Annotated in this window: 20 protein-coding genes; 13 read left to right on the forward strand and 7 right to left on the reverse strand. The window is 72.0% G+C overall.

Going from position 1 to position 19,506, the window contains the following annotated elements:
* Positions 1-28: 28 nt before the first annotated feature.
* The gene (locus GA0070624_RS08195; protein ID WP_091338400.1) at positions 29-1,975 is read left to right on the forward strand and encodes a serine/threonine-protein kinase; all 1,947 of its coding nucleotides are present in this window, start codon (positions 29-31) and stop codon (positions 1,973-1,975) included.
* An 89-nt stretch (positions 1,976-2,064) separates the two neighbouring features.
* Positions 2,065-2,295 (forward strand): hypothetical protein, encoded by a 231-nt coding sequence (locus GA0070624_RS08200; RefSeq protein WP_091338403.1) that lies wholly within the window; start codon positions 2,065-2,067, stop codon positions 2,293-2,295.
* 94 nt (positions 2,296-2,389) lie between these two features.
* Here GA0070624_RS08200 and GA0070624_RS08205 read toward each other — a convergent pair whose 3' ends face one another.
* Entirely contained in the window at positions 2,390-3,145 is a 756-nt protein-coding gene (locus GA0070624_RS08205) for a GH25 family lysozyme (protein WP_091338405.1), read from the reverse strand.
* A 195-nt stretch (positions 3,146-3,340) separates the two neighbouring features.
* Here GA0070624_RS08205 and GA0070624_RS08210 point away from each other — a divergent pair, with 195 nt between their 5' ends.
* The 4 genes from GA0070624_RS08210 to GA0070624_RS08225 all read left to right on the forward strand — a co-directional run bounded on the left by GA0070624_RS08210 (position 3,341) and on the right by GA0070624_RS08225 (position 6,713).
* On the forward strand, positions 3,341-4,084 hold the full coding sequence (locus GA0070624_RS08210) for a M50 family metallopeptidase (RefSeq protein WP_091338408.1): 744 nt from the start codon (positions 3,341-3,343) through the stop codon (positions 4,082-4,084).
* 185 nt (positions 4,085-4,269) lie between these two features.
* Positions 4,270-5,253: a ketopantoate reductase family protein gene (locus tag GA0070624_RS08215; protein ID WP_091338411.1), complete on the forward strand. Its 984-nt coding sequence runs from the start codon at positions 4,270-4,272 to the stop codon at positions 5,251-5,253.
* 61 nt (positions 5,254-5,314) lie between these two features.
* Positions 5,315-5,815, forward strand: a complete 501-nt coding sequence (locus GA0070624_RS08220; RefSeq protein ID WP_091338414.1) for a SigE family RNA polymerase sigma factor — start codon at positions 5,315-5,317, stop codon at positions 5,813-5,815.
* Complete coding sequence (locus GA0070624_RS08225) at positions 5,808-6,713, forward strand: hypothetical protein (RefSeq protein WP_091338417.1); 906 nt, start codon at positions 5,808-5,810, stop codon at positions 6,711-6,713. The genes GA0070624_RS08220 and GA0070624_RS08225 overlap by 8 nt, the downstream gene beginning before the upstream one ends.
* Before the next feature lie 49 nt (positions 6,714-6,762).
* On the opposite strand, the gene GA0070624_RS08230 is transcribed toward GA0070624_RS08225, so the two are convergent.
* Entirely contained in the window at positions 6,763-8,346 is a 1,584-nt protein-coding gene (locus GA0070624_RS08230; protein ID WP_091338421.1) for an acyl-CoA carboxylase subunit beta, read from the reverse strand.
* Between the two features lie 127 nt (positions 8,347-8,473).
* Between GA0070624_RS08230 and GA0070624_RS08235 the strand changes: the two genes are divergently transcribed.
* Both GA0070624_RS08235 and GA0070624_RS08240 read left to right on the forward strand, forming a co-directional pair.
* A complete protein-coding gene (locus GA0070624_RS08235; RefSeq protein WP_091338423.1) occupies positions 8,474-9,349 on the forward strand; it encodes a biotin--[acetyl-CoA-carboxylase] ligase in 876 nt (291 codons plus the stop codon).
* Between the two features lie 97 nt (positions 9,350-9,446).
* Positions 9,447-10,019, forward strand: a complete 573-nt coding sequence (locus GA0070624_RS08240) for a PH domain-containing protein (RefSeq protein WP_091348374.1) — start codon at positions 9,447-9,449, stop codon at positions 10,017-10,019.
* Positions 10,020-10,100: 81 nt separating this feature from the next.
* Here GA0070624_RS08240 and GA0070624_RS08245 read toward each other — a convergent pair whose 3' ends face one another.
* A complete protein-coding gene (locus GA0070624_RS08245; protein ID WP_091338426.1) occupies positions 10,101-10,835 on the reverse strand; it encodes a GtrA family protein in 735 nt (244 codons plus the stop codon).
* 63 nt (positions 10,836-10,898) lie between these two features.
* Positions 10,899-11,435: a GtrA family protein gene (locus GA0070624_RS08250; RefSeq protein WP_091348377.1), complete on the reverse strand. Its 537-nt coding sequence runs from the start codon at positions 11,433-11,435 to the stop codon at positions 10,899-10,901.
* Between the two features lie 536 nt (positions 11,436-11,971).
* On the opposite strand from GA0070624_RS08250, the gene GA0070624_RS08255 reads away from it, so the two are divergent.
* The 4 genes from GA0070624_RS08255 (at position 11,972) to GA0070624_RS08270 (ending at position 16,907) form a co-directional block, all read left to right on the forward strand.
* Positions 11,972-13,822: a phosphoenolpyruvate carboxykinase (GTP) gene (locus GA0070624_RS08255; protein WP_091338430.1), complete on the forward strand. Its 1,851-nt coding sequence runs from the start codon at positions 11,972-11,974 to the stop codon at positions 13,820-13,822.
* A gap of 31 nt (positions 13,823-13,853) precedes the next feature.
* Entirely contained in the window at positions 13,854-14,720 is an 867-nt protein-coding gene (locus tag GA0070624_RS08260) for a hypothetical protein (protein ID WP_091338435.1), read from the forward strand.
* A 242-nt stretch (positions 14,721-14,962) separates the two neighbouring features.
* On the forward strand, positions 14,963-16,105 hold the full coding sequence (locus GA0070624_RS08265) for a geranylgeranyl reductase family protein (protein ID WP_091348381.1): 1,143 nt from the start codon (positions 14,963-14,965) through the stop codon (positions 16,103-16,105).
* A 31-nt stretch (positions 16,106-16,136) separates the two neighbouring features.
* A complete protein-coding gene (locus tag GA0070624_RS08270; RefSeq protein WP_091338438.1) occupies positions 16,137-16,907 on the forward strand; it encodes an isoprenyl transferase in 771 nt (256 codons plus the stop codon).
* 126 nt (positions 16,908-17,033) lie between these two features.
* Here the strand turns inward: GA0070624_RS08270 and otsB are convergent, their stop codons facing one another.
* The 3 genes from otsB to GA0070624_RS08285 all read right to left on the reverse strand — a co-directional run bounded on the left by otsB (position 17,034) and on the right by GA0070624_RS08285 (position 18,899).
* Positions 17,034-17,858: a trehalose-phosphatase gene (gene otsB / locus GA0070624_RS08275; RefSeq protein ID WP_091338440.1), complete on the reverse strand. Its 825-nt coding sequence runs from the start codon at positions 17,856-17,858 to the stop codon at positions 17,034-17,036.
* A gap of 70 nt (positions 17,859-17,928) precedes the next feature.
* Positions 17,929-18,282, reverse strand: coding sequence for a hypothetical protein (locus GA0070624_RS08280; protein WP_091338443.1), 354 nt, complete (start codon positions 18,280-18,282; stop codon positions 17,929-17,931).
* Between the two features lie 176 nt (positions 18,283-18,458).
* The gene (locus tag GA0070624_RS08285) at positions 18,459-18,899 is read right to left on the reverse strand and encodes a helix-turn-helix domain-containing protein (RefSeq protein ID WP_091338446.1); all 441 of its coding nucleotides are present in this window, start codon (positions 18,897-18,899) and stop codon (positions 18,459-18,461) included.
* 264 nt (positions 18,900-19,163) lie between these two features.
* Between GA0070624_RS08285 and GA0070624_RS08290 the strand changes: the two genes are divergently transcribed.
* On the forward strand, positions 19,164-19,502 hold the full coding sequence (locus GA0070624_RS08290; RefSeq protein WP_091338449.1) for a hypothetical protein: 339 nt from the start codon (positions 19,164-19,166) through the stop codon (positions 19,500-19,502).
* Positions 19,503-19,506: the final 4 nt, after the last annotated feature.

A 19,506-nucleotide genomic window follows, 5' to 3' on the forward strand; every position in this document is an offset into this window, starting at 1 on the left:
GTCGGCGGTCCCGGGTACCGTCTCAGCGATGTCGAACGCGCTTCCCCAACTCGTCGCTGGCCGATACCGGCTCATCTCGCCGCTCGGCCAGGGCGGCATGGGTCGAGTGTGGAAGGCGCGCGACGAGGTGCTGCACCGGGACGTTGCCATCAAGGAACTCGTCCCGCCGCCCACCCTCACCCCCGAGGAGCGCCGCGAGATGCGGGAACGCTCGCTGCGGGAGGCCCGGGCCATCGCCCGGCTCAACCACGTCAACGTGGTCCGCATCTTCGACGTGCTGCGCACCGACGGCGATCCGTGGATCGTGATGGAGTACGTGCCGTCCAAGTCGTTGCAGGACACCCTCGCCGAAGACGGGCCGGTGTCGCCGGCCAAGGCGGTCGAGATCGGGCTCGGCGTGCTCGGCGCACTGAAGGCCGCGCACAAGGCTGGCGTGATGCACCGGGACATCAAGCCGGGCAACGTGCTGCTCGGCAAGGACGGCCGGGTGGTGCTGACCGATTTCGGGCTGGCCACCGTCCCCGGCGACCCCACCGTCACCCGGACCGGCATGGTGCTCGGCTCGCCCGCGTACATCGCGCCGGAGCGGGCCAGGGACGGCACGGCCGGGCCGGAGGCCGACCTCTGGTCGCTCGGCGCCACCCTCTACGCGGCGGTGGAGGGCAAGGCCCCGTTCGCTCGGCCGTCGGCGATCGCCACCCTGGCTGCGCTGGCCACCGAGCCGCTGCCGCCGGCGAAGAACGCCGGGCCGCTCAAGCCCGTGCTCAGCGGCCTGCTGCGCAAGGACCCGGCCGAGCGGATCACCGCCGAGGTGGCCGAGCGCCTGCTCCGCCGGGCCAGCGGCAAGCGGACCAGGGGGATCCCGTTGCTGGACGGGGTACGCCGGCCGGGTCCGAACGGTCCCCGCGTACCGCGCCCGCCGCTGGTGCCCGCGCCACGCCCGGCCGAGGATGGGTCGGGCCGGCGGACCGCGGCGCCGGCTCCGCGCAAGCCCGACGTCGGTACGGGTGCCGCCGCTGGTGCGGCTGCCAAGGGGCTGGCCGAATCGGACGTACCCGCCACGGTCGAGCCGTCGGTGTCCACCCCGGACGCCGACGCGACGGCGAAGGTCGGCACGCCGACGCCCGCCCTCGACGAGACCCGCGTCGACGCCCCGCAGCCGGCCGCCGTCGACGACACCCGGGTCGACGCGCCTCCGCCGCAAAAGCCGAACCCGACTTCCGTCATGCCGGCCCCGGGCAGCCCGGCGCCGTCGGCCGGGCGGGCCGCCGTCGTCCCGGGAACGAGGCCGGACCGCAACCGGCGCAACCTGCTGATCGCCGGGCTGGTCGCGCTCCTGCTGCTCGGGCTGGTGGTGGCCGTCCCGCTGCTCAACAGCGGCGACGATCCGCAGGACGAGGGCGGTCAGCAGACCCATGCGACCGCCTCGGTGGAGCCGTCGGCGGCGGAGCCCACTTCCGAGCCGGCCGCTCCGCCACCGATCATCGAGCCCTCGAGCCAAGCGCCCTCGGCCAGCGCCTCCTCCGGTAGCGCCCTGCCCGCCGGCTGGCGCTACTACCGGGGCCCGAACGGCTTCCGGGTCCCGCTTCCGGACGGCTGGCGGAGCAGCAACGGCCGCAACTCGGTCACCTTCTCCGAGCCGGGCGGCCTGCGGAGGCTGTACGTCCAGTGGACCGACTCGCCGAAGAAGGACGCGTACGCCGACTGGAAGGCGCAGGAGCCGTACCGCCGCAACTACGTGAGCAATTACGAGTACCTCGGCATCACCCGCTGCGACGCTTATCGCACCTGTGCGGACTGGGACTGGCTGGAGGACCGGGACGGCACCCGGATCCACGTCCGCAACCGTGGCATGGCCACCGCCAGCAACCGGGGCTACGCCCTCCGCTGGGAGGTGCCGGTGAAGGACTGGGAGACCAACGTGGCAAATTGGGGCGTCATCACCAAGGGCTTCAAGCCGGATCGGGTGAACTGAGACCGGAAATTCCGCCACCGCGGAAGTGATCCGCATGGCCTTCCGTAGGACGGGGTAATTGATCCCTCGACGACGGAAGGAGGTACGACATGGGCTACCGGTGCAAGGACGGCCGACCCCGGCTGGCACTGTGGATGCTGGTCGCGCTCGGCGACATCGTCCTCCTGCTGGTGAGCGCCGGCGTCCCTGCGCTGGTCGCGCTGATCGGTGTCGTGGCCGTCACCGTCGCGGGGGTGGCGGCCTGGCGCCTGGCGCGGCGGACCGCCCTGGCCGGGGAGGGCAGGATGCCCGGGCCGGTCGCCGCGCGACGGCGGGCCTGACCCGCGTACGACAGACGGTGGCGGCAGCCGGACCAACCATCGACCGTACGGTGATGGTCGGTCCCGCTGCCGCCGACCTGTCTCCCCGGGCGGGTCAGGGGGTGTTGTTGGCCAGGGCGAGCAACCGGGTCCGGTCACCGTTCCAGTAGTCGCGGTCGACGTTGCCGCTGATCCCGGAGACCGTCCCGGTGCTGGTGTACTGCCAGAAGCTCCAGACCGGCGCGCCGGCCGGCAGGGTACCGGGCGAGGTGGACCAGCGGGCGATCCAGAGCGGGTGGTTGGCCCACGGGCCCGTCCAGCTGCCGGTGCACTGGTTCCACCAGCTGGTGGTGGTGTAGATGACCGCGTACCGGGTGGTGCGGTACTTGTAGCGGTTGAGGAAGTCGCTGATCCAGGTGCGCATCCCCGAGGTGGTCTTGCCGTAGCAGTAGCCCCCGCTGTACGGGTTGGCCTCCAGGTCGAGCGCGGCCGGCAGGGTGCGATTGTCGGCGGACCAGGCGCCACCGTTGCTGGCCAGGTAGTCGGCCTGGGCCGCGCCGCCGGAGATGTTCGGCCGGGCGAAGTGGTACGCCCCCCGGATCACCCCGGCGTAGTAGGCATTGGTGTAGTTGCTGTTGAAGTTCGGGTCCTTGTAGCTCGTGCCCTCGGTGGCCTTGATGAAGGCGAACTGGATGCCGGCGTTGCGGACGCTGGTCCAGTTGATGGTGCCCTGGTAGCGAGAGACGTCGATGCCGGGGGTGGTGGCCGCCGCGGCCGGTCCGGCGGTGGCCACAAGGGCCGCCGCCGCGGTGGCGACGATGGTGAGGCTGGCGGCGAGGAGTCGGCGTACGGGGAGTCTGGTACGGGCCATTGATGCCTCCAGGGACGTCAATTGATTGACGACTATCTTTGGAGTTAACTGCCCTAGATCGCAAGAGGTCCTAAAGAACTTTTCATAGACATTCGCCGTCATGACATTGATCGATCGATGACGCTCAGCGTAACCGCGGTGGGCCGGTGCGACAGGTGCTGACCGGCGCGGCGGGGGCCGGTAGGCTCGCGCCCCATGCCCCTGATCGACGGCCTGACCACCCTCTGGGACAAGCTCTTCGGCGCACAGCCCGATCCGCCGCCGCTGCTGGTCCTGCTCACCGCCGTGGTCGCGCTGGTGGTGGTCTCCACCCGGCTGCCCTGGCGGATCGCCCGCAACGCCGTCACCATCGCCCACGAGGGCGGGCACGCCCTCATGGCGCTGCTGACCGGCCGCCGGCTGCGCGGCATCCGGTTGCACTCCGACACCTCCGGCCTCACCCTTTCCGCCGGTCGTCCCACCGGCCCGGGAATGATCCTCACCCTGCTCGCCGGCTACGTCGCCCCCTCACTGGTCGGCCTCGCCGGGGCCTGGCTGCTCGGCGGCAACCGGATCACGCTGCTGCTCTGGGTGGCCGTGGCGCTGCTGCTGGCCATGCTGGTGATGATCCGCAACGTCTTCGGCGTGGTCTCGCTGCTGATCACCGGCGGCGTGGTGCTCGCCGTCTCCTGGTACGCCTCGCCGCAGGTGCAGGCCGCCTTCGCCTGGACCTCGGTGTGGTTCCTGCTCCTCGGCGGCGTACGCCCCGTGGTGGAGCTGCAACGCCTGCGCGGCCGGGGCCGGATGCCGCAGTCCGATGCCGACCAGCTCGCCCGGCTGACCCCGTTCCCGGCCCTGTTCTGGGTGGCCGTCTTCTTCCTGATGAATCTGCTCGCGCTGGTCGTCGGCGCCGCGCTGCTGGCCGGGCCGATCCTCACCGACGCCGGCCTGAGCGTCTGACATCTGGACCCGATGGCCGGGCCAGGACGTCGACCGGTTCTTCGCCCGCTACGACCCCGACGAGTCCACGGCCTCCTCGCCGACGCCGGATTCACCCCGCTGCGACGGGAGCGGTACGTCTCGCCCGGTGGTCAGCCGTGGCTGGTTCACCTGGCCACCCTCACCGACCCGGCAGAATCGGACGCATGCGATACGTGATCATCGGAGCGGGCGCGGTCGGCGGCACCATCGGCGTACGGCTGGCGGAGGCCGGCCGCGACGTCACGCTGGTGGCCCGCGGCGCGCACCTGGACGCGATCCGCGAGCGTGGGCTCACCCTGCGCTCCCCGGACGGTACGGTGACCGCCCGGCTGCCCGCAGTGGCCGGACCGGACGACCGGCCGCTGCCCGCCGACGCCGTGCTGGTGCTGACCGTGAAGTCGCAGGACACCGCCGCCGCGCTGGCCGCCTGGGCGGACGCCCCGGTCGACGGCGGCGGGACGGCGGGGGAGCGGCTGCCGCTGCTCACCGCGCAGAACGGGGTATCCAACGAGCGGGCCGCGCTGCGGCTCTTCGCCCGGGTCCACCCGGTCTGCGTGTGGCTGCCCGCCACCCACCTGGAGCCCGGCGTGGTCGTCGCCAGCGGCCACCCGCACCCGGGGATGCTGCATTTGGGCCGCTATCCGTCCGGATCGGACGACACCAGCCGGGCGGTGGGCGCCGACCTGACCGCCGCCGGGTTCGTCGCCCCGGTGCGGGACGACGTGATGCGCTGGAAGTACGGCAAGCTGCTGAGCAACCTCGGCAACGGACTCCAGGCGCTGCTCGGCCAGGACATCCCGGAGTCGCTTGCCGAGCGGGTCTGGGCCGAGGGCGTGACGGCGCTCGCCGCGGCCGGGATCGCGCACACCTCGCCCGACGAGGAGGCGGCCGAGCGCGGCGACAAGGTGCGACACCGGCCGGTCGACGGCGAGGAGCGGGCCGGCGGGTCCACCTGGCAGAGCCTGGCCCGGGGCACCGGCTCGGCCGAGGCCGACCACCTCAACGGCGAGATCGTGCTGCTCGGCCGGCTGCACGGCGTACCGACGCCGGCGAACGCGGCCGTCCAGCTCGCCGTCCGCCGGGCGGCACGTGAGCGGATCCCCGCCGGCGGCTTCCCCTTGGTGGAGCTGGAGAAAATGATCGGCTGAGCGGCAACCGGGGCCACGACATCAGGCGTGTCCCCTGCGACCGCCACGGGGGAGGTAGCAGGTGCCGGACGTCGACGGGTTCGACGAGTTCTACCGGGGCAGCCGGCAACGGCTGCTCGGCTTCGTCTACGTGCTCACCGGGAACCTCGCCGAGGCCCAGGACGCGGTCCAGGAGGCGTACATCCGGGCCTGGCAGCGCTGGTCGACGGTGAGCGGGTACGACGACCCGGAGGCGTGGGTGCGGGTGGTGGCCAGCCGGATCGCGGTCAGCCGCTGGCGCAGCCTGCGCAGTCGGGCCCGCGCCTACCTGCGGCACGGGGCCGAGGAGATCAGCCCGGCCCCGAGCACCGACACCGTTGAGGTGGTGGCGGCGCTGCGTCGGCTGCCGGAGGAGCAGCGCGTCGCCATCGCCCTCTACTACCTGCTCGGCATGCCGGTCGCCGAGGTGGCCCGGGAGACCGCGGCCCCGGTTGGCACGGTGAAGGCCCGGCTCTCCCGGGGGCGCGCCGCGCTCGCCGGACTGCTCGCGGTGGTTGATCTGGAGGAGGCCGCCGATGCGTGACGACCTGACGTTCGCCGAACGGTTGCGCCGGGACCTGCGGGATGTCCGCTGGGCCGAGCCGGCCGAGATCCGGGCCCGGGCCCGCCGCCGCACCCGGCGTGCGGTGGTGGCGGCCGCCGCCGCCGTGCTCGCCGTGGTGTCGAGCTCCGCGTACGCGGCGGCCGGGCGGTCGGCGACGCCGGCACCGCCGGTCGCCGCCACGCCCGCGTCGACGGTGACCGCCGCGCCGGCCGAGATCCCGCAGGAGGCCCTGCTCATCCCGCGGGACGTGCCGCTGAAGACCGGTGTGCGACTCGGCGAGACCGGCCTGGGGGAGACGGTACGGGTCGACCCTGTGCTGGAGTCGTGCGGCCGCGACCGGGGCGTGCCGTCGACCGAACCCACCTCCCGCTATTCACGGTCGCAGACCCTGTTGCGGGCGGCGGCCGACCGGACGGCGGCACCGGGCCCGGTCCTCACCCAGGACGTCTACCGCATCGATCCGGACCGGAGCCGCCTGCTCTTCGGTACCGTCTCGCTGCTGCTCGACGCCTGTGCCGAGTGGCAGCACACCGGATCCGTGGTCCTGGCCGGCCGAACGGTGCCGACCGTGAGCACGCACCGGTGGGAGACGCCGATCACCAACTTCGCCGGTGACGAGTCGGTGATGCTGCGCCACGTGTCGCTCGCGCCCCGCAGCCGCGCCGACGGGACGACGGTGGCCGCGACCCCGCCGATCGAGGTCAGCATGGTGGTGCGGGTCGGCGACCTGGTCACCGTGATCGCGACCGGTCCGGACACGCTCGAGGACACGGTCGACGGCCCCCGACGCGGCCCCGGCCTGAGCTACGCCGACTTGGCAGCGCTGGGCAGGACCGCCGCGGGTCGGATGTGCCCGGCGGCGAACCCGCCCTGCTGAGGAGGGATCCCCGCGTCCGCGGCGGACGCGGGGATCCCTCGGCGGACTCCTAGAGCGGGATGTTGCCGTGCTTCTTCGGGGGCAGGGTCTCGCGCTTGGTGCGGAGCACGCGCAGCGCGCGGACGATCTGGGTACGGGTCTCGTGCGGCGGGATCACCGAGTCGACATAGCCGCGCTCGGCGGCGATGTACGGGTTGGCCAGGGTGTCCTCGTACTCGGTGATCAGCTCGGCGCGCAGCGCGGCCGGGTCCTCCGCGTTCGCCAGCTCAGAGCGGTAGAGGATGTTCACCGCGCCCTGCGCGCCCATCACCGCGATCTGCGCGGTCGGCCAGGCGAAGTTCAGGTCCGCGCCGAGGTGCTTGGAACCCATCACGTCGTACGCGCCGCCGTAGGCCTTGCGGGTGATCACGGTGACCTTCGGCACGGTCGCCTCGGCGTACGCGTAGATGAGCTTGGCGCCGCGGCGGATGATGCCGTCCCACTCCTGCCCGGTGCCGGGGAGGAAGCCGGGCACGTCCACGAAGGTCAGCACCGGGATGTTGAAGGCGTCGCAGGTGCGCACGAACCGGGCCGCCTTCTCGGAGGCGGCGATGTCCAGCGTGCCGGCGAAGTGCATCGGCTGGTTGGCCACCACGCCGACCGGACGCCCCTCGACCCGGCCGAAGCCGACCACCAGGTTCTGCGCGTAGAGCGGCTGCACCTCGAGGAACTCGCCGTCATCCAGGACGTGCTCGATCACCCGGTGGATGTCGTACGGCTGGTTGGCCGAGTCCGGGATCAGCGTGTCCAGCTCCCGGTCCTCGTCGGTGATCGTCGGGTCGGCCGGAGCCTCGAAGACCGGCGGCTCGTCCAGGTTGTTCGACGGCAGGTAGGACAGCAGCGCCTTGACGTACTCGATCGCGTCCTCCTCGTCGGTGCCGAGGTAGTGTGCGTTGCCGCTGCGCGAGTTGTGGGTCCGGGCGCCGCCCAGCTCCTCCATCCCGACGTCCTCGCCGGTGACCGTCTTGATCACGTCGGGGCCGGTGATGAACATGTGCGAGGTCTGGTCGACCATCACGGTGAAGTCGGTGACCGCCGGGGAGTAGACCGCGCCACCCGCGCACGGGCCCATGATCAGCGAGATCTGCGGGATGACGCCGCTGGCCCGCACGTTGCGGAAGAAGATCTCCCCGTAGAGGCCGAGCGAGGCGACACCCTCCTGGATCCGGGCGCCGCCGGAGTCGTTGATGCCGATGACCGGGCAGCCGATCTTCATGGCCAGGTCCATCACCTTGATGATCTTCTCGCCGAAGACCTCGCCGAGCGAGCCGCCGAAGACGGTGAAGTCCTGGGCGAAGACGCAGACCTGCCGGCCGTCCACCGTGCCGTAGCCGGTCACCACGCCGTCGCCGTACGGGCGGGTCTTCTCCAGCCCGAAGTTCGTCGACCGGTGCCGGGCCAGCTCGTCCAGCTCGACGAAGGAGCCCTCGTCGAGCAGCATCTCGATCCGCTCCCGCGCGGTCTTCTTGCCCCTCGCGTGCTGCTTCTCGACCGCGCGCGCCGACCCGGCGTGCACCGCCTCGTCGACCCGGCGCTCCAGGTCCGCCAGCTTGCCCGCGGTGCTGTGGATGTTGATCCCGGTCTCGGTAGTCACCCAGGGAATATAACGATGGTTCAGGTGGGCGCCGCTGTGCAGTTCGCCTCAGTGCGCCGCGGCCGCCGCCCGCCACCAGTCGGCGGCATCCGCCCGACGCGCCGGGGCGGGGCCGTAGGCTGGCGGGATGCCCGGCTCGCCGTACACCGATCTGGACCGCCCGCCGCTGTCGGCGGCCCGGCTGCGGCGCGCGCTGGTCGCCCCGCACGGCCCGTGGCGGCGGCTGGAGTTGCGCGCGGAGACCGGCTCCACCAACGCCGACGTGGTCGAGGCCGCCCGGGCCGGCGAGCCGGAGGGCCTGGTGGTGGTCGCCGAGCGGCAGACCGCCGGCCGGGGCCGGCGCGGCCGGGTCTGGCAGTCCCCGCCGCAGGCCGGCATCGCGACCAGCGTGCTGCTCCGGCCCGGCGAGGCGGTCCCGGAGCGCGACTGGTGGCCCGTCCCGCCCACCGGGTACGGCTGGCTGCCGCTGCTCGCCGGGGTGGCGCTGGTCGAGGCGGTGGCCCGGCTCGCCGAGCTGGAGGCCCGCCTCAAGTGGCCCAACGACCTGCTGATCGACGGCGCCAAGTGCGCTGGGGTGCTCGCCGAGGCGTTGCCCGGGACGTCCCCGGCTCAACCGCCGGCGATCGTGGTCGGCATCGGCCTCAACGTCACGCTCCGCGCGGACGAGCTGCCGGAGAACCCGACCGGGCTGCCGGCCACCTCGCTGCAACTGGCCGGAGCCGCGGCGACCGACCGGGACCCGCTGCTGCGCGCCCTGCTCCGCTCGCTCGCCGACTGGTACGACCGCTGGCGCTCGGCCGGCGGGGACGCGGAGGTCAGCGGCCTGCGCGACGCCTACCTGGCCGCCTGCGCCACGGTCGGGCGCGAGGTCCGGGTGCTGCTCCCGGACGGCCGGCAGCTCACCGGCACCGCCACCGGAGTGGACCTCGACGGTCAGCTCCTGGTCGACACCGCCGACGGTGAACTCCGCCTGGCCGCCGGCGACGTGCTGCACCTGCGGTGACGGCAGGAGCCCGGTCACAACACCCGCCGCGCGGCTGATCCGCCGACGAGCGCTGACCGGTTACGGTCAGCGCGTCCTGTTCTGCGAGGAGGTTTCCGTGGCGTTCCCCGAAGACGTGCTCTCCGAGGACGAGCATGTCGTGTTGCACCTGCACCCGCACTGGAAGGCGCTGATCCGGCCGATCCTGGTGCTGGTGCTCGCCGTCGCGCTGGTGGTGGCGGGCTGGATCCTGCTGCCCGAGGGCGACGGCGGGACGATCGCCCTCTACGCGATCGCCGCCCTCGGCCTGGTCCTGACGCTCTGGCTCGGGCTCTGGCCGTTCCTGCTCTGGCGTACCACGCACTACCTCTTCACGAACGAGCGGGTGCTGCTCCAAGAGGGCGTCTTCTCCCGTAACCGGCGGGACCTCCCGCTGACCCGGATCAACGACCACTCGATGCACCAGCGCTTCGTCGAGCGGCTGCTCGGCTGCGGCACGCTCACCATCGAGTCGGCCGGCGAGCGGGGCCAGTCGGTGCTGCGGGACGTCCCCCGGGTGGACCGGGTGCAGACCAAGCTGTACGAGCTGGTGGAGGCCCACCACGACAAGCACTCCCTCGGCGACGGCGAGATGCGCGAGATCCTCGCCGACATGCGTGAGGGCAAACCCCTCCGCGACCCCACCTCCTGACCTTCTGCTTGATTCGGAGGGTTGCGCCCGATCCGAGGGCGCAAGCCTCCGAATCAGGTCGACGGGCGGGCCCGGCCCCGATCAGCGGCGGGGGGAGCGGCGGGTGGTGCCGGCGTGGAGTTCCGCGGCGAGTTCCGCGTCCAGGTCGTCGCCCAGGGTGCGGCCCAGCCCGGCGTCCGCCGGGGCGGGGCGGCCCTGGCTCGGCGCACCGTAGTCGGCGGCCCCCCGCCACCCGTTCGCGCGGGTGCGCAACTCGCCGGGCTGCGGCTGGACCTCCTCCAGCTCGCTGATCGACTCGGCCAGCTCCGCCACCGGGTCCATCTCCGCCATGGTGTCCCATTCGTCTCGGGGAATGGTGTGCCAGGTCTTGGCGGCGTGCGCGGGAGCCGGCTGGAAGACGAAGGTCCGGTACGACCAGAAGCGGAAAAGGGTGGCCAGCAGCACGCCACCGGTCTTCGCCACGTTCAGCGCGAGCAGGCTGGTCACGCCGAGGCCGTACTTGGCCGCCGCCAGCACGCCGAGTTCGATGAGTAGGCCGGTCGCGTTGAACAGGAAGAACAGGACGTACTCGCGCCGCAGGGCGGATTTGGGTCGGTCCCGGTACGTCCAGTGCCGATTCATCAGATACGACGTGATCGTGGCCACGATGGTCGCGATCACCGTCGCCTTCAGTTGGCCGTTGCGGAAAACGGTGAGTGCAAGCGCATTGAACACCGCGTAATTGATGACGGTGTTGATGCCGCCGACGATGCCGAATTTGAGCGCCTCGTGGATGAACTTCTGCCAGCGCTCGGGCAGCAGACGGACAAGACGCATGCGGAACACCTTAGGGCAGCGGGCAGGGCCGGCTCGGCCCGGCGGGACGGGTTGGGCGGTAGGTCACGCCCCGGAGTCTCGGTCGTGGCTCGTTCCCGGAGCGGGGGGAGTTCCCGCTTCCACGAAAACGAACCGTCGGTACGACCAGAATCGGAACAGCGTCCCGAGGCCGGTGCCGACGAGGAAGCTGGCGATGTTGTCGGCCAGCGGGGTCTGGAACACCCCCGGCCAGATGCTGCCGAGCCCGTACCGGCTGATCGCGAGGCAGGCGACCGCGATGCCCAGGCCGACACCGTTGAAGAAGAAGAAGAGCGCGTACTCGCGGGCCGGGTTGGAGCGCTGGCGGTGCCGCCAGGTCCAGAACCGGTTGCCGAGGAACGCCATGGTCGCGGCGACCACCGTGGAGATGGTCTTCGCGGCGAGCGGCGGGACGTGCTGGACGCTGGCCAGGTAGTTGAAGAGCGCGAAGTCGACGAAGAACGCGAGCCCACCCACCGTGGCGAACTTGCTCAGCTCGCGGACGAGATGACCGAAGCGGTCGATGAGGGAGCGGACCAGACCCGGGCGGGTCTGCGAAGGGGTTGGTTTGTCCCCGGTCATCGTCGCGGCCACCCGCCGAGCCTACCGGGTGTCGGCGCGCGGGACGGGTACCAACCACGGGCGGACATCGCCCGCGTCACGAGCGGATCCGGCTGGCGCGCGCCGTGGACACCGAGCGCCTCCCGTCCAGTGACAGCGTGCGACCGCCGACCGCCCGAGCGGCGTGGCGCCGTTCCGGTCTCCCGTGAGCAGAGCGTAACCGACTGTGGAGGATTGCGGGCCGGATCGCCGAATCGTCGGTCGCGGCACCGGCGCGCTCTTCCGCTCATGGTGCACCGGCAGCGGGTCGGCACGAGCGTGCCCGCCGAAGGTTGCCCACAGGATTTGCGTGAAACTGCGCGCGAAAGCGGGTATTAGCTCGCGATGCCGCAGCGTGGCCGTACCTTGTGCAGTTCTTCACAACCAGTCCCACTGACTGGCGAGGCAGCCCGGTTTACGCTGAGCCCAATCCCAGGTTTTCACGACGGCGACTGACTCGCTCGCCAGAACTCGTGCATCCCATAGATAGGTCAGCGTCGACCACAAGGAGATGTGACATGGTTGCTCCGGCCACGGTTCGGGGTATCGAACAGGCCCCGACGTCCCACCCCAAACTGCTCGCCTGGGTCCGAGAGGTCGCGGAACTGACCACCCCCGACCGGGTCGTCTGGGTGGACGGGTCCGATGAGGAGTGGCGCCGCCTCACCGACGAGCTCGTCGAGAACGGCACCCTGATCCGGCTGAATCCCGAGAAGAAGCCCAACTCGTTCTACGCGCGTACCGACCCGGGCGATGTCGCGCGGGTCGAGGAGCGCACCTACATCTGCTCCGCGGACGAGGCGGACGCCGGCCCCACCAACAACTGGATGGCGCCGGACGAGATGAAGCGGACCATGACGGACCTGTACCGCGGTTCGATGCGCGGACGCACCATGTACGTCATCCCGTTCTGCATGGGCCCGACCGAGGCCGAGAACCCGATGTTCGGCGTCGAGATCACCGACAGCGGGTACGTGGTCGCCTCGATGCGGATCATGACCCGGATGGGCGCCAAGATTCTTGAGGCGATGGGCGACGACGCGGACTTCGTGCACGCACTGCACTCGATCGGCGCCCCGCTCGCCCCCGGCCAGCAGGACGTGCCGTGGCCGTGCAACGAGACGAAGTACATCTCGCACTTCCCGGAGACCCGGGAGATCTGGTCCTTCGGCTCCGGCTACGGCGGCAACTCGCTGCTCGGCAAGAAGTGCTACTCGCTGCGCATCGCCAGCGTGATGGGGCGGGACGAGGGCTGGCTCGCCGAGCACATGCTGATCCTCAAGATCACCTCGCCGGAGGGCAAGGTCTACCACGTGGCCGGCGCGTTCCCGTCGGCCTGCGGCAAGACCAACCTCGCCATGCTCGAGCCGACCATCCCCGGCTGGAAGGTCGAGACCATCGGCGACGACATCGCCTGGATGCGGTTCGGCCCCGACGGCCGGCTCTACGCGATCAACCCGGAGTACGGCCTCTTCGGCGTCGCGCCGGGCACCGGATGGAAGACGAACGCCAACGCGATGCGCACCATCGAGCGCGGCAACTCGGTCTTCACCAACGTCGGCATCACCGACGACGGGGACGTCTGGTGGGAGGGCATGGGTGACCCGCCGTCCCACCTGATCGACTGGAAGGGCCGGGACTGGACGCCGGAGAGCGGGGAGCTCTCCTCGCACGCCAACAGCCGGTTCTGCACCCCGATCATCCAGTGCCCGATCCTCGCCGAGGACTACTACGACCCGAACGGGGTGCCGATCGACGCGATCCTGTTCGGTGGCCGCCGCCGCGACACCGTCCCGCTGGTGACCGAGGCCCGCGACTGGGTGCACGGCGTCTACATGGGCGCCACCCTCTCCTCGGAGACCACCGCGGCGGCCTCCGGCGCGGTCGGCGTCGTGCGGCGCGACCCGATGGCGATGCTGCCGTTCATCGGCTACCACGCCGGCGACTACTTCCGGCACTGGATCGAGATGGGCAAGGGCGCCGACGGCGACGCGGCGAAGCTGCCCAGGATCTACTACGTGAACTGGTTCCGCAAGGACCCGGAGGGCAACTTCCTCTGGCCGGGCTTCGGCGAGAACTCCCGGGTGCTCAAGTGGGTCATCGAGCGGCTCGAGGGGCGCGCCGAGGCCGTCGAGACCCCGATCGGCATGGTCCCGGCCCAGGACTCGCTCGACGTCGAGGGTCTGGACATGACGGCGGAGGACGTCCGGATCGCCCTCAAGGTCGACCCGGAGGAGTGGCGCCGGGAGCTGCCGCTGGTCACCGAGTGGTTCGAGAAGTTCGGGGACAAGCTCCCCGGCGTCCTCTGGGCGGAGCTGGACGCGCTGCGCGCCCGGCTCGACGCGGAGCAGCCACAGCGACAGGTGTGATCCGAGCCCGGACCGGGCATCATCGGATCCCATGAGGACGGCCGCCGAGACCACCGAGGTCCGGCGGCCGTCCGCCGTCCGGGCGCTCACCACGCTGCTCGCGGTCACGGCGGCGGCCACCGTCGTGGTCGAGCTGCTCAACTGGTGGTACGCCCCGGAGCAGGAGTTCGGCCTGGCCGTACGCACCGGCTGGGCCATGCTGCGCTCGCTCGGCTTCCTGGTGCTGATCGGGCACGTCAACCGCGGTCGTACCGGTGCCAGGCCGTTCGGGCTGATCCTCGCCGTCACCACCGTCTTCGCGGTCGGCCGGCTGGTCGTACCCCGGCAGGGCGTGCCGCCGCTGCCGGGGCTGCTCGGCTTCGGTCTGCTCACCGCGCTCTGCGTGGCCGTGGTCGCGCTGCTCTACCGCTCCGACGCCGTCGGCGGGCACCTGGTCAGGCACCGGAAGACGCTCGTGGTGGAGGGCGGCACCATCTCCTGGCGGGAGTCGGCGCCGAAGCGGCCGCCGGTCACCGGCTGGCTGCTCACCAGCCGGGTCGCCGCCTTCACCTACAGCCCGCTGATGCTGGTCCCGGCCCTGGTGGCCGGGGGATCCATCCTGGACGGCCGGCTCAGCGCGGTGCCGGCGGTGCTGTTCTGGTTCGTCGCCGGCATCGCGGTCAGCTACCTGGTGCTGTTCTGCACGTTGTTCCTGATGCGCGGCCGGGCCTGGGCGCGCACCATGCTGGTCGCCGTCACGCTCGGTGTGCTCGCCGTCGACCTGCCGCTCTGCTGGTGGCTGCTCGGCCTCGACGGCCTGATCCGCGACGGCGGCCCCCTGGTCGCCGCCGCCACCCTCGCCCTGTACGGCCTCCGGCGGGCCGCCCGCGCCGCCGAGCCTCCCCCGGTGCCCGCCTAGCCCGACCCCCGCGCCCGACCCGCCGCCTGCGCCTGCCCGCGCGGACCGCGAGCTGATCAAGAGGTTTTGGTCGCGATCCTGGTCGGTCAAAGACGCAAACTTCTTGATCAACCCGTCGGGCGGGGCTGGCGGTGGGGCGGTCCGGTGGGGGATCGGCGTGTGTGAGCGTGGGCGGGGGAGGATGGGCCGGGGTGGGCGATCAGGAGCCGGGCGCGCGGCGGCGGCCGCGGAGGGAGTGCTTCGTGGGCGACGAGTTCGACGTCATCGTGGTCGGGGCGGGGCCGGCCGGGTCGGCCGCCGCGCTCGCCGCCCGCCGGGCCGAAGCCCGGGTGCTGCTGCTCGACCGGGACGACTTCCCTCGGGACAAGGCCTGCGGGGACGGCGTCGCCGCGCACGCCCTCGACGTGCTCGCCGAGCTGGGCGTGACCGACGCGGTCGCCGGCTACGCCCCGCTGCCCGCGCTGCGGCTGGTCGGGCCGGGCGGCGGAGCGGTGGCCCGCGCGCTGCCCCGGCCGGCGTACACCGTGCCCCGGGAGGTCTTCGACGCCCGGCTGGTGGCGGCGGCGGTCGCTGCCGGAGCGGAGTTGCGCCGGCACACCGTCCGCCGGCTGGAGGTCCGCGAAGACCGGGTGGTGCTGGACGGGAAGCTGTCCGGGCGGGCCGTGGTGGGCGCGGACGGCGCCGGCTCGGTGGTCCGCCGGGCGCTCGGCCAGCCGGTGAACCCGGACCGCCACCTGGCGCTGGCCATCCGGGGGTACGCTCCGGCGCTGGCCGGCCCGCCCGAGCAGCTCATCGTCACCTCGGCGGCGCGCTGGCCGGCGTACGCCTGGTCCTTCCCGATCGGTGACGGCCGGGCGAACGTCGGGTACGGGGAGGTGCTGCGCGGCGAGCCGCTGACCCGGGCGCACCTGCTGGACCGCCTCGCCGCCCTGCTCCCCGGCACGGACCTGGCCGCGGTGACCGGGCTGCGCGCCCACCACCTGCCGCTCTCCACGCACCGGCCGGCGCCGGGGCGGGGCCGGGTGGTGCTGGCCGGTGACGCGTTCTCGCTGATCAATCCGTTCACCGGCGAGGGGATCTTCTACGCGCTGCGCTCCGGCGCACTGGCTGGCGCGGCGGCGGCCGGCGCCCCGGGGCAGGCGGCCCGCCGGTACGCCGACACGCTGCGCCGGCGGCTCGGCACGCACCTGCGGCACAGCACGGTCGCGGCCTGGCTGGCCCGGCGGCGGCGAGTGGTCGACGCGGCCGTCCGGGCGGCCCGCCGCGACGACCGGGTCTACCGGAACGTGGTCGAGCTGGGCCTGGGCGACGGGCGGCTCGACGCGCGGACCCTCGCCATGATCGGCATCGGTCTCCCGATGCGGGATCAAGCACCGCGGCGCTGATCTTCAACCGGGGTCGCTACCCTGCAAGGTGATGACTCTGCGGAAACTCCTCTACTCCGTGTACGAGCGCCGGCTGACGGCGAAGCTCGCGGGCAAGCCGGTGCCCCGGCACGTCGGCGTCATGTGCGACGGCAACCGCAGATGGGCCCGGGAGATGGGCTTCGTCGACCCGAACGACGGCCACCGGATGGGCGCCGAGCGGATCAAGGAGCTGCTGCGCTGGTGTGACGCCGCCGGGGTGGGCCACGTCACGCTCTGGCTGCTGTCCACCGACAACCTGTCCCGGCCGGCCGCCGAGCTGGACCCGCTGCTCCAGATCATCGAGGACCTCACCACGGAGCTGGCCGAGGAGGGCAACCCCTGGCGGCTGCGGATGGTGGGCGCGCTCGACGTGCTCCCCGCGCACCACGCGGCCGCGCTGAAGGCCGCCGAGGAGCGCACCCGGGGGCGCAGCGGCGGCGCCCAGGTCAACATCGCGGTCGGGTACGGCGGCCGGCGGGAGATCGCCGACGCGGTCCGCTCGCTGCTGCTGGAGCATGCGGCGGGCGGCGGCACCATCGAGGAGCTGGCCAACTCGATCGACGTCGACCACATCTCCGAGCACCTCTACACCAAGGGCCTGCCCGACCCGGACCTGATCATCCGGACCAGCGGGGAGCAGCGTCTCTCCGGCTTCATGCTCTGGCAGAGCGCCCACTCGGAGTTCTACTTCTGCGAGCTGAACTGGCCCGACTTCCGCCGGGTCGACTTCCTCCGCGCCCTGCGCTCCTACGCCACCCGCCAACGCCGCTTCGGCGTCTGACCAACCCCCCACCCCCCACCCCCCGCCCCCCGCGATCTTGCACTTTGGGTTGCCCTTTTGTGGGCCTCGCCGCTTTCGTCCCCACCGAAACTGCAAGATCGCGGGGACGGGAGGGTGGTGGGGCGGTCAGGCTAGGTGGGGGAGGGCTCGGGTGAGGAAGTCGCCTAGGGCGGCGGGGGAGTCGAGGGTTAGGTCGGCGGCGTCGGCGACCTCGTGACCGGTCTCCGGGTTGGCCACGGCGACGCAGACGCCGATGAAGTGCGGGTCGGCGGCGGCCCGGGCGCGCAGCGCGGCGAAGGCCTTGATGTCCGAGACGTCGTCGCCGAAGTACCAGGCGCCGCCGGCTTCCCGGACGATCTCGCCGATCACCATGCCCTTGTCCCGGTCGACCGGGGGCTTCAGCTCCAGCACCATCCGGCCGGCCTGGCAGCGCAGCCCGAGCCGTTCGGCCTGGGCGCGGCCCCACTCCTGCACCAGGTCGCCGAGTTGCGGCGCGGTCCGCCAGTGCAGCGCGACGGAGAGCCGCTTGAACTCCACCAGCGCGCCCGGCGGCAGCTCGGCCCGGGCCTGGTCAGCCAGTTCGGCCATGGTGGGCACCCAGGGCAGGGCGGCCGGCTCGGTCACCGTCTCGCCACCGGAGTGGCTGTGCTCCAGGCCGTAGAGTCCGTACAGGTCGATCCCGGCGAGGCCGCCGAACTGGTCGCGGAGGAACTCCACCGGTCGCGCGGAGACGATGGCGATCCGGCTTACGACCGGGGCGAGCGCCTGCAGCGCGGCGAGCACCTTCGGGGCCGGCCGGACCGCGGTCGGGTCGTCGCCCACCGGCGCGAGGGTGCCGTCGAAGTCGAAGGAGAGCACCATATCGGCCGCCCGCTCGGCGGTGGCGCGCCACGCGTCTTCGACGTCCAACGGGGTCTTCGGCGGCTGGTTCCCCAGATTCAACGGCGGCACGCGCGACAGCGTACCCCGGGCGAGGTCGCTCAATCGTGGCCGAGACGTGACGCTCAGCCGCCGCGGCGACTCACCGTTCGGCGGCTCCCCGACCCCGGCGGCCGAACGGCAGCACCGCCGCCTCCTGGCCCTGGCTGAGCAGGTAGCCCTCCACGAAGCCGGTGTTCCGGTCGCCGGTGTGCGCCTCTATCTCGTTCAGCCGGGCCACCAGGAACTCGGTGAGCGCGCTGACCCGGTCGTTGAGCCGGTCGTGCAGCTCGGCGACGACGGCGAGGACCACCGCGGTGCCGGCCATGGTGAGCGCGAAGAGATTGACGACCAGAGGAAGCTGCCCGCCGTCGACCACGCCGGCCACCACGTTGCCGGTCACGCAGAATGTCACCGACACCACCGCGACCACGACGGCCCACCATTTCAGGGTCATGAACGACCCCTCCTTCTGTCCCGCAGGGCTGGTTCGGCCTTGTCCCGTCCCCCCGCCGAAGACGAGCCCAAGCAGTACGGATACGGACGCTAGCGCGCCCGTTCCGGCCCCGGAGCGGAACTGCCGGGTCTGTCCTACCGTTCTTTCGCCATCTGAGGAACTGCCCGGCTTGCCTACTACCCGGCCCGCCTGCCTCGTTTTCCGGCATCGAGAGGGATCGTCGGACGGTAGGCGAGGTAGCGAATGGTCTCCCGAATGTGGAACTTCTCCGCGTCCGAGACGTTCGGGTCCACCAGCCGGCGCAGCAGCGCCTCGACGTCCGGATCCATCGGCGGGGGGTGCGGGGCGCTGCGCGGCGGAGCCGTCCGGTCCCAGCCGAGCGCGGTGAAGGCGGTGGCCGGATTGAGCCCGAGCCCGTCGCAGAAGGCGACCACCCGCTCGACCTCCGGATCGCTGGCCCAGTCGCCGCGGACCCAGCGGTTGATGGTCTGGCGGGAGACGCCGGTGCGTCGGGAGACCTCGGTGCCGCTCCAGGCCCGCATGGCCCGGGCGTCGTCGAGCGCCCGGCGGACGAAGGTGGCGAACGCGATCTTCCGTGCGTTGGCGGTCTCGGTCACCCCGTGACGGTACGACCAGTCGCCCGTCCCGGGATGGCCGGGGACGCCACTGTCACGCCTACGTGACGGGGCGACCGAACTTCCGGCTAACGATCCAGCGCTGTTCCTGAGGGGTGTCACCCGGGCAGAATAGATGCCCGCGAGTACGGCAGCAAACAGACGAAAAGCTGATACTGTCACGCTCATGAGACAACTTACGGTGTGTCACGTGCATGAGACGATCAGTGCTCATATGCGTCACTCCGCGAGTGCCGGGAGGGTGCGGTGACCGAACTCGCCACCCGCGCCCAGGCCTTCGGGCTGATCGCCGAGGGCGTGGCCGCCGGGCTCAGCGCGCCATGGCGCCTCTATCTCGCCCGGGGCTGTCGTTACCTGTCGCTGAGCGTCGGGGACCGGGCAGAGTGGAACGCCTGGCGTACCCACCTCGGCTGTCCCGAACTGAGCGTCCGGGTCTACGACGCCGGCGGCGAGATCCGGCGCTCCTCGGTCGCCGAGGTCGTGCTGGGCGGCTGCCGGATCAGCGTCGAGCTGGTCGAGGAGGTCAGCACGGCCGATCTGGAGCGGTTGCTGGTCGTCGATTCGGTCGAGCCGGAGGAGCGATGACCCA

The organism is Micromonospora rhizosphaerae (genome assembly GCF_900091465.1).
Taxonomy (GTDB): domain Bacteria; phylum Actinomycetota; class Actinomycetes; order Mycobacteriales; family Micromonosporaceae; genus Micromonospora; species Micromonospora rhizosphaerae.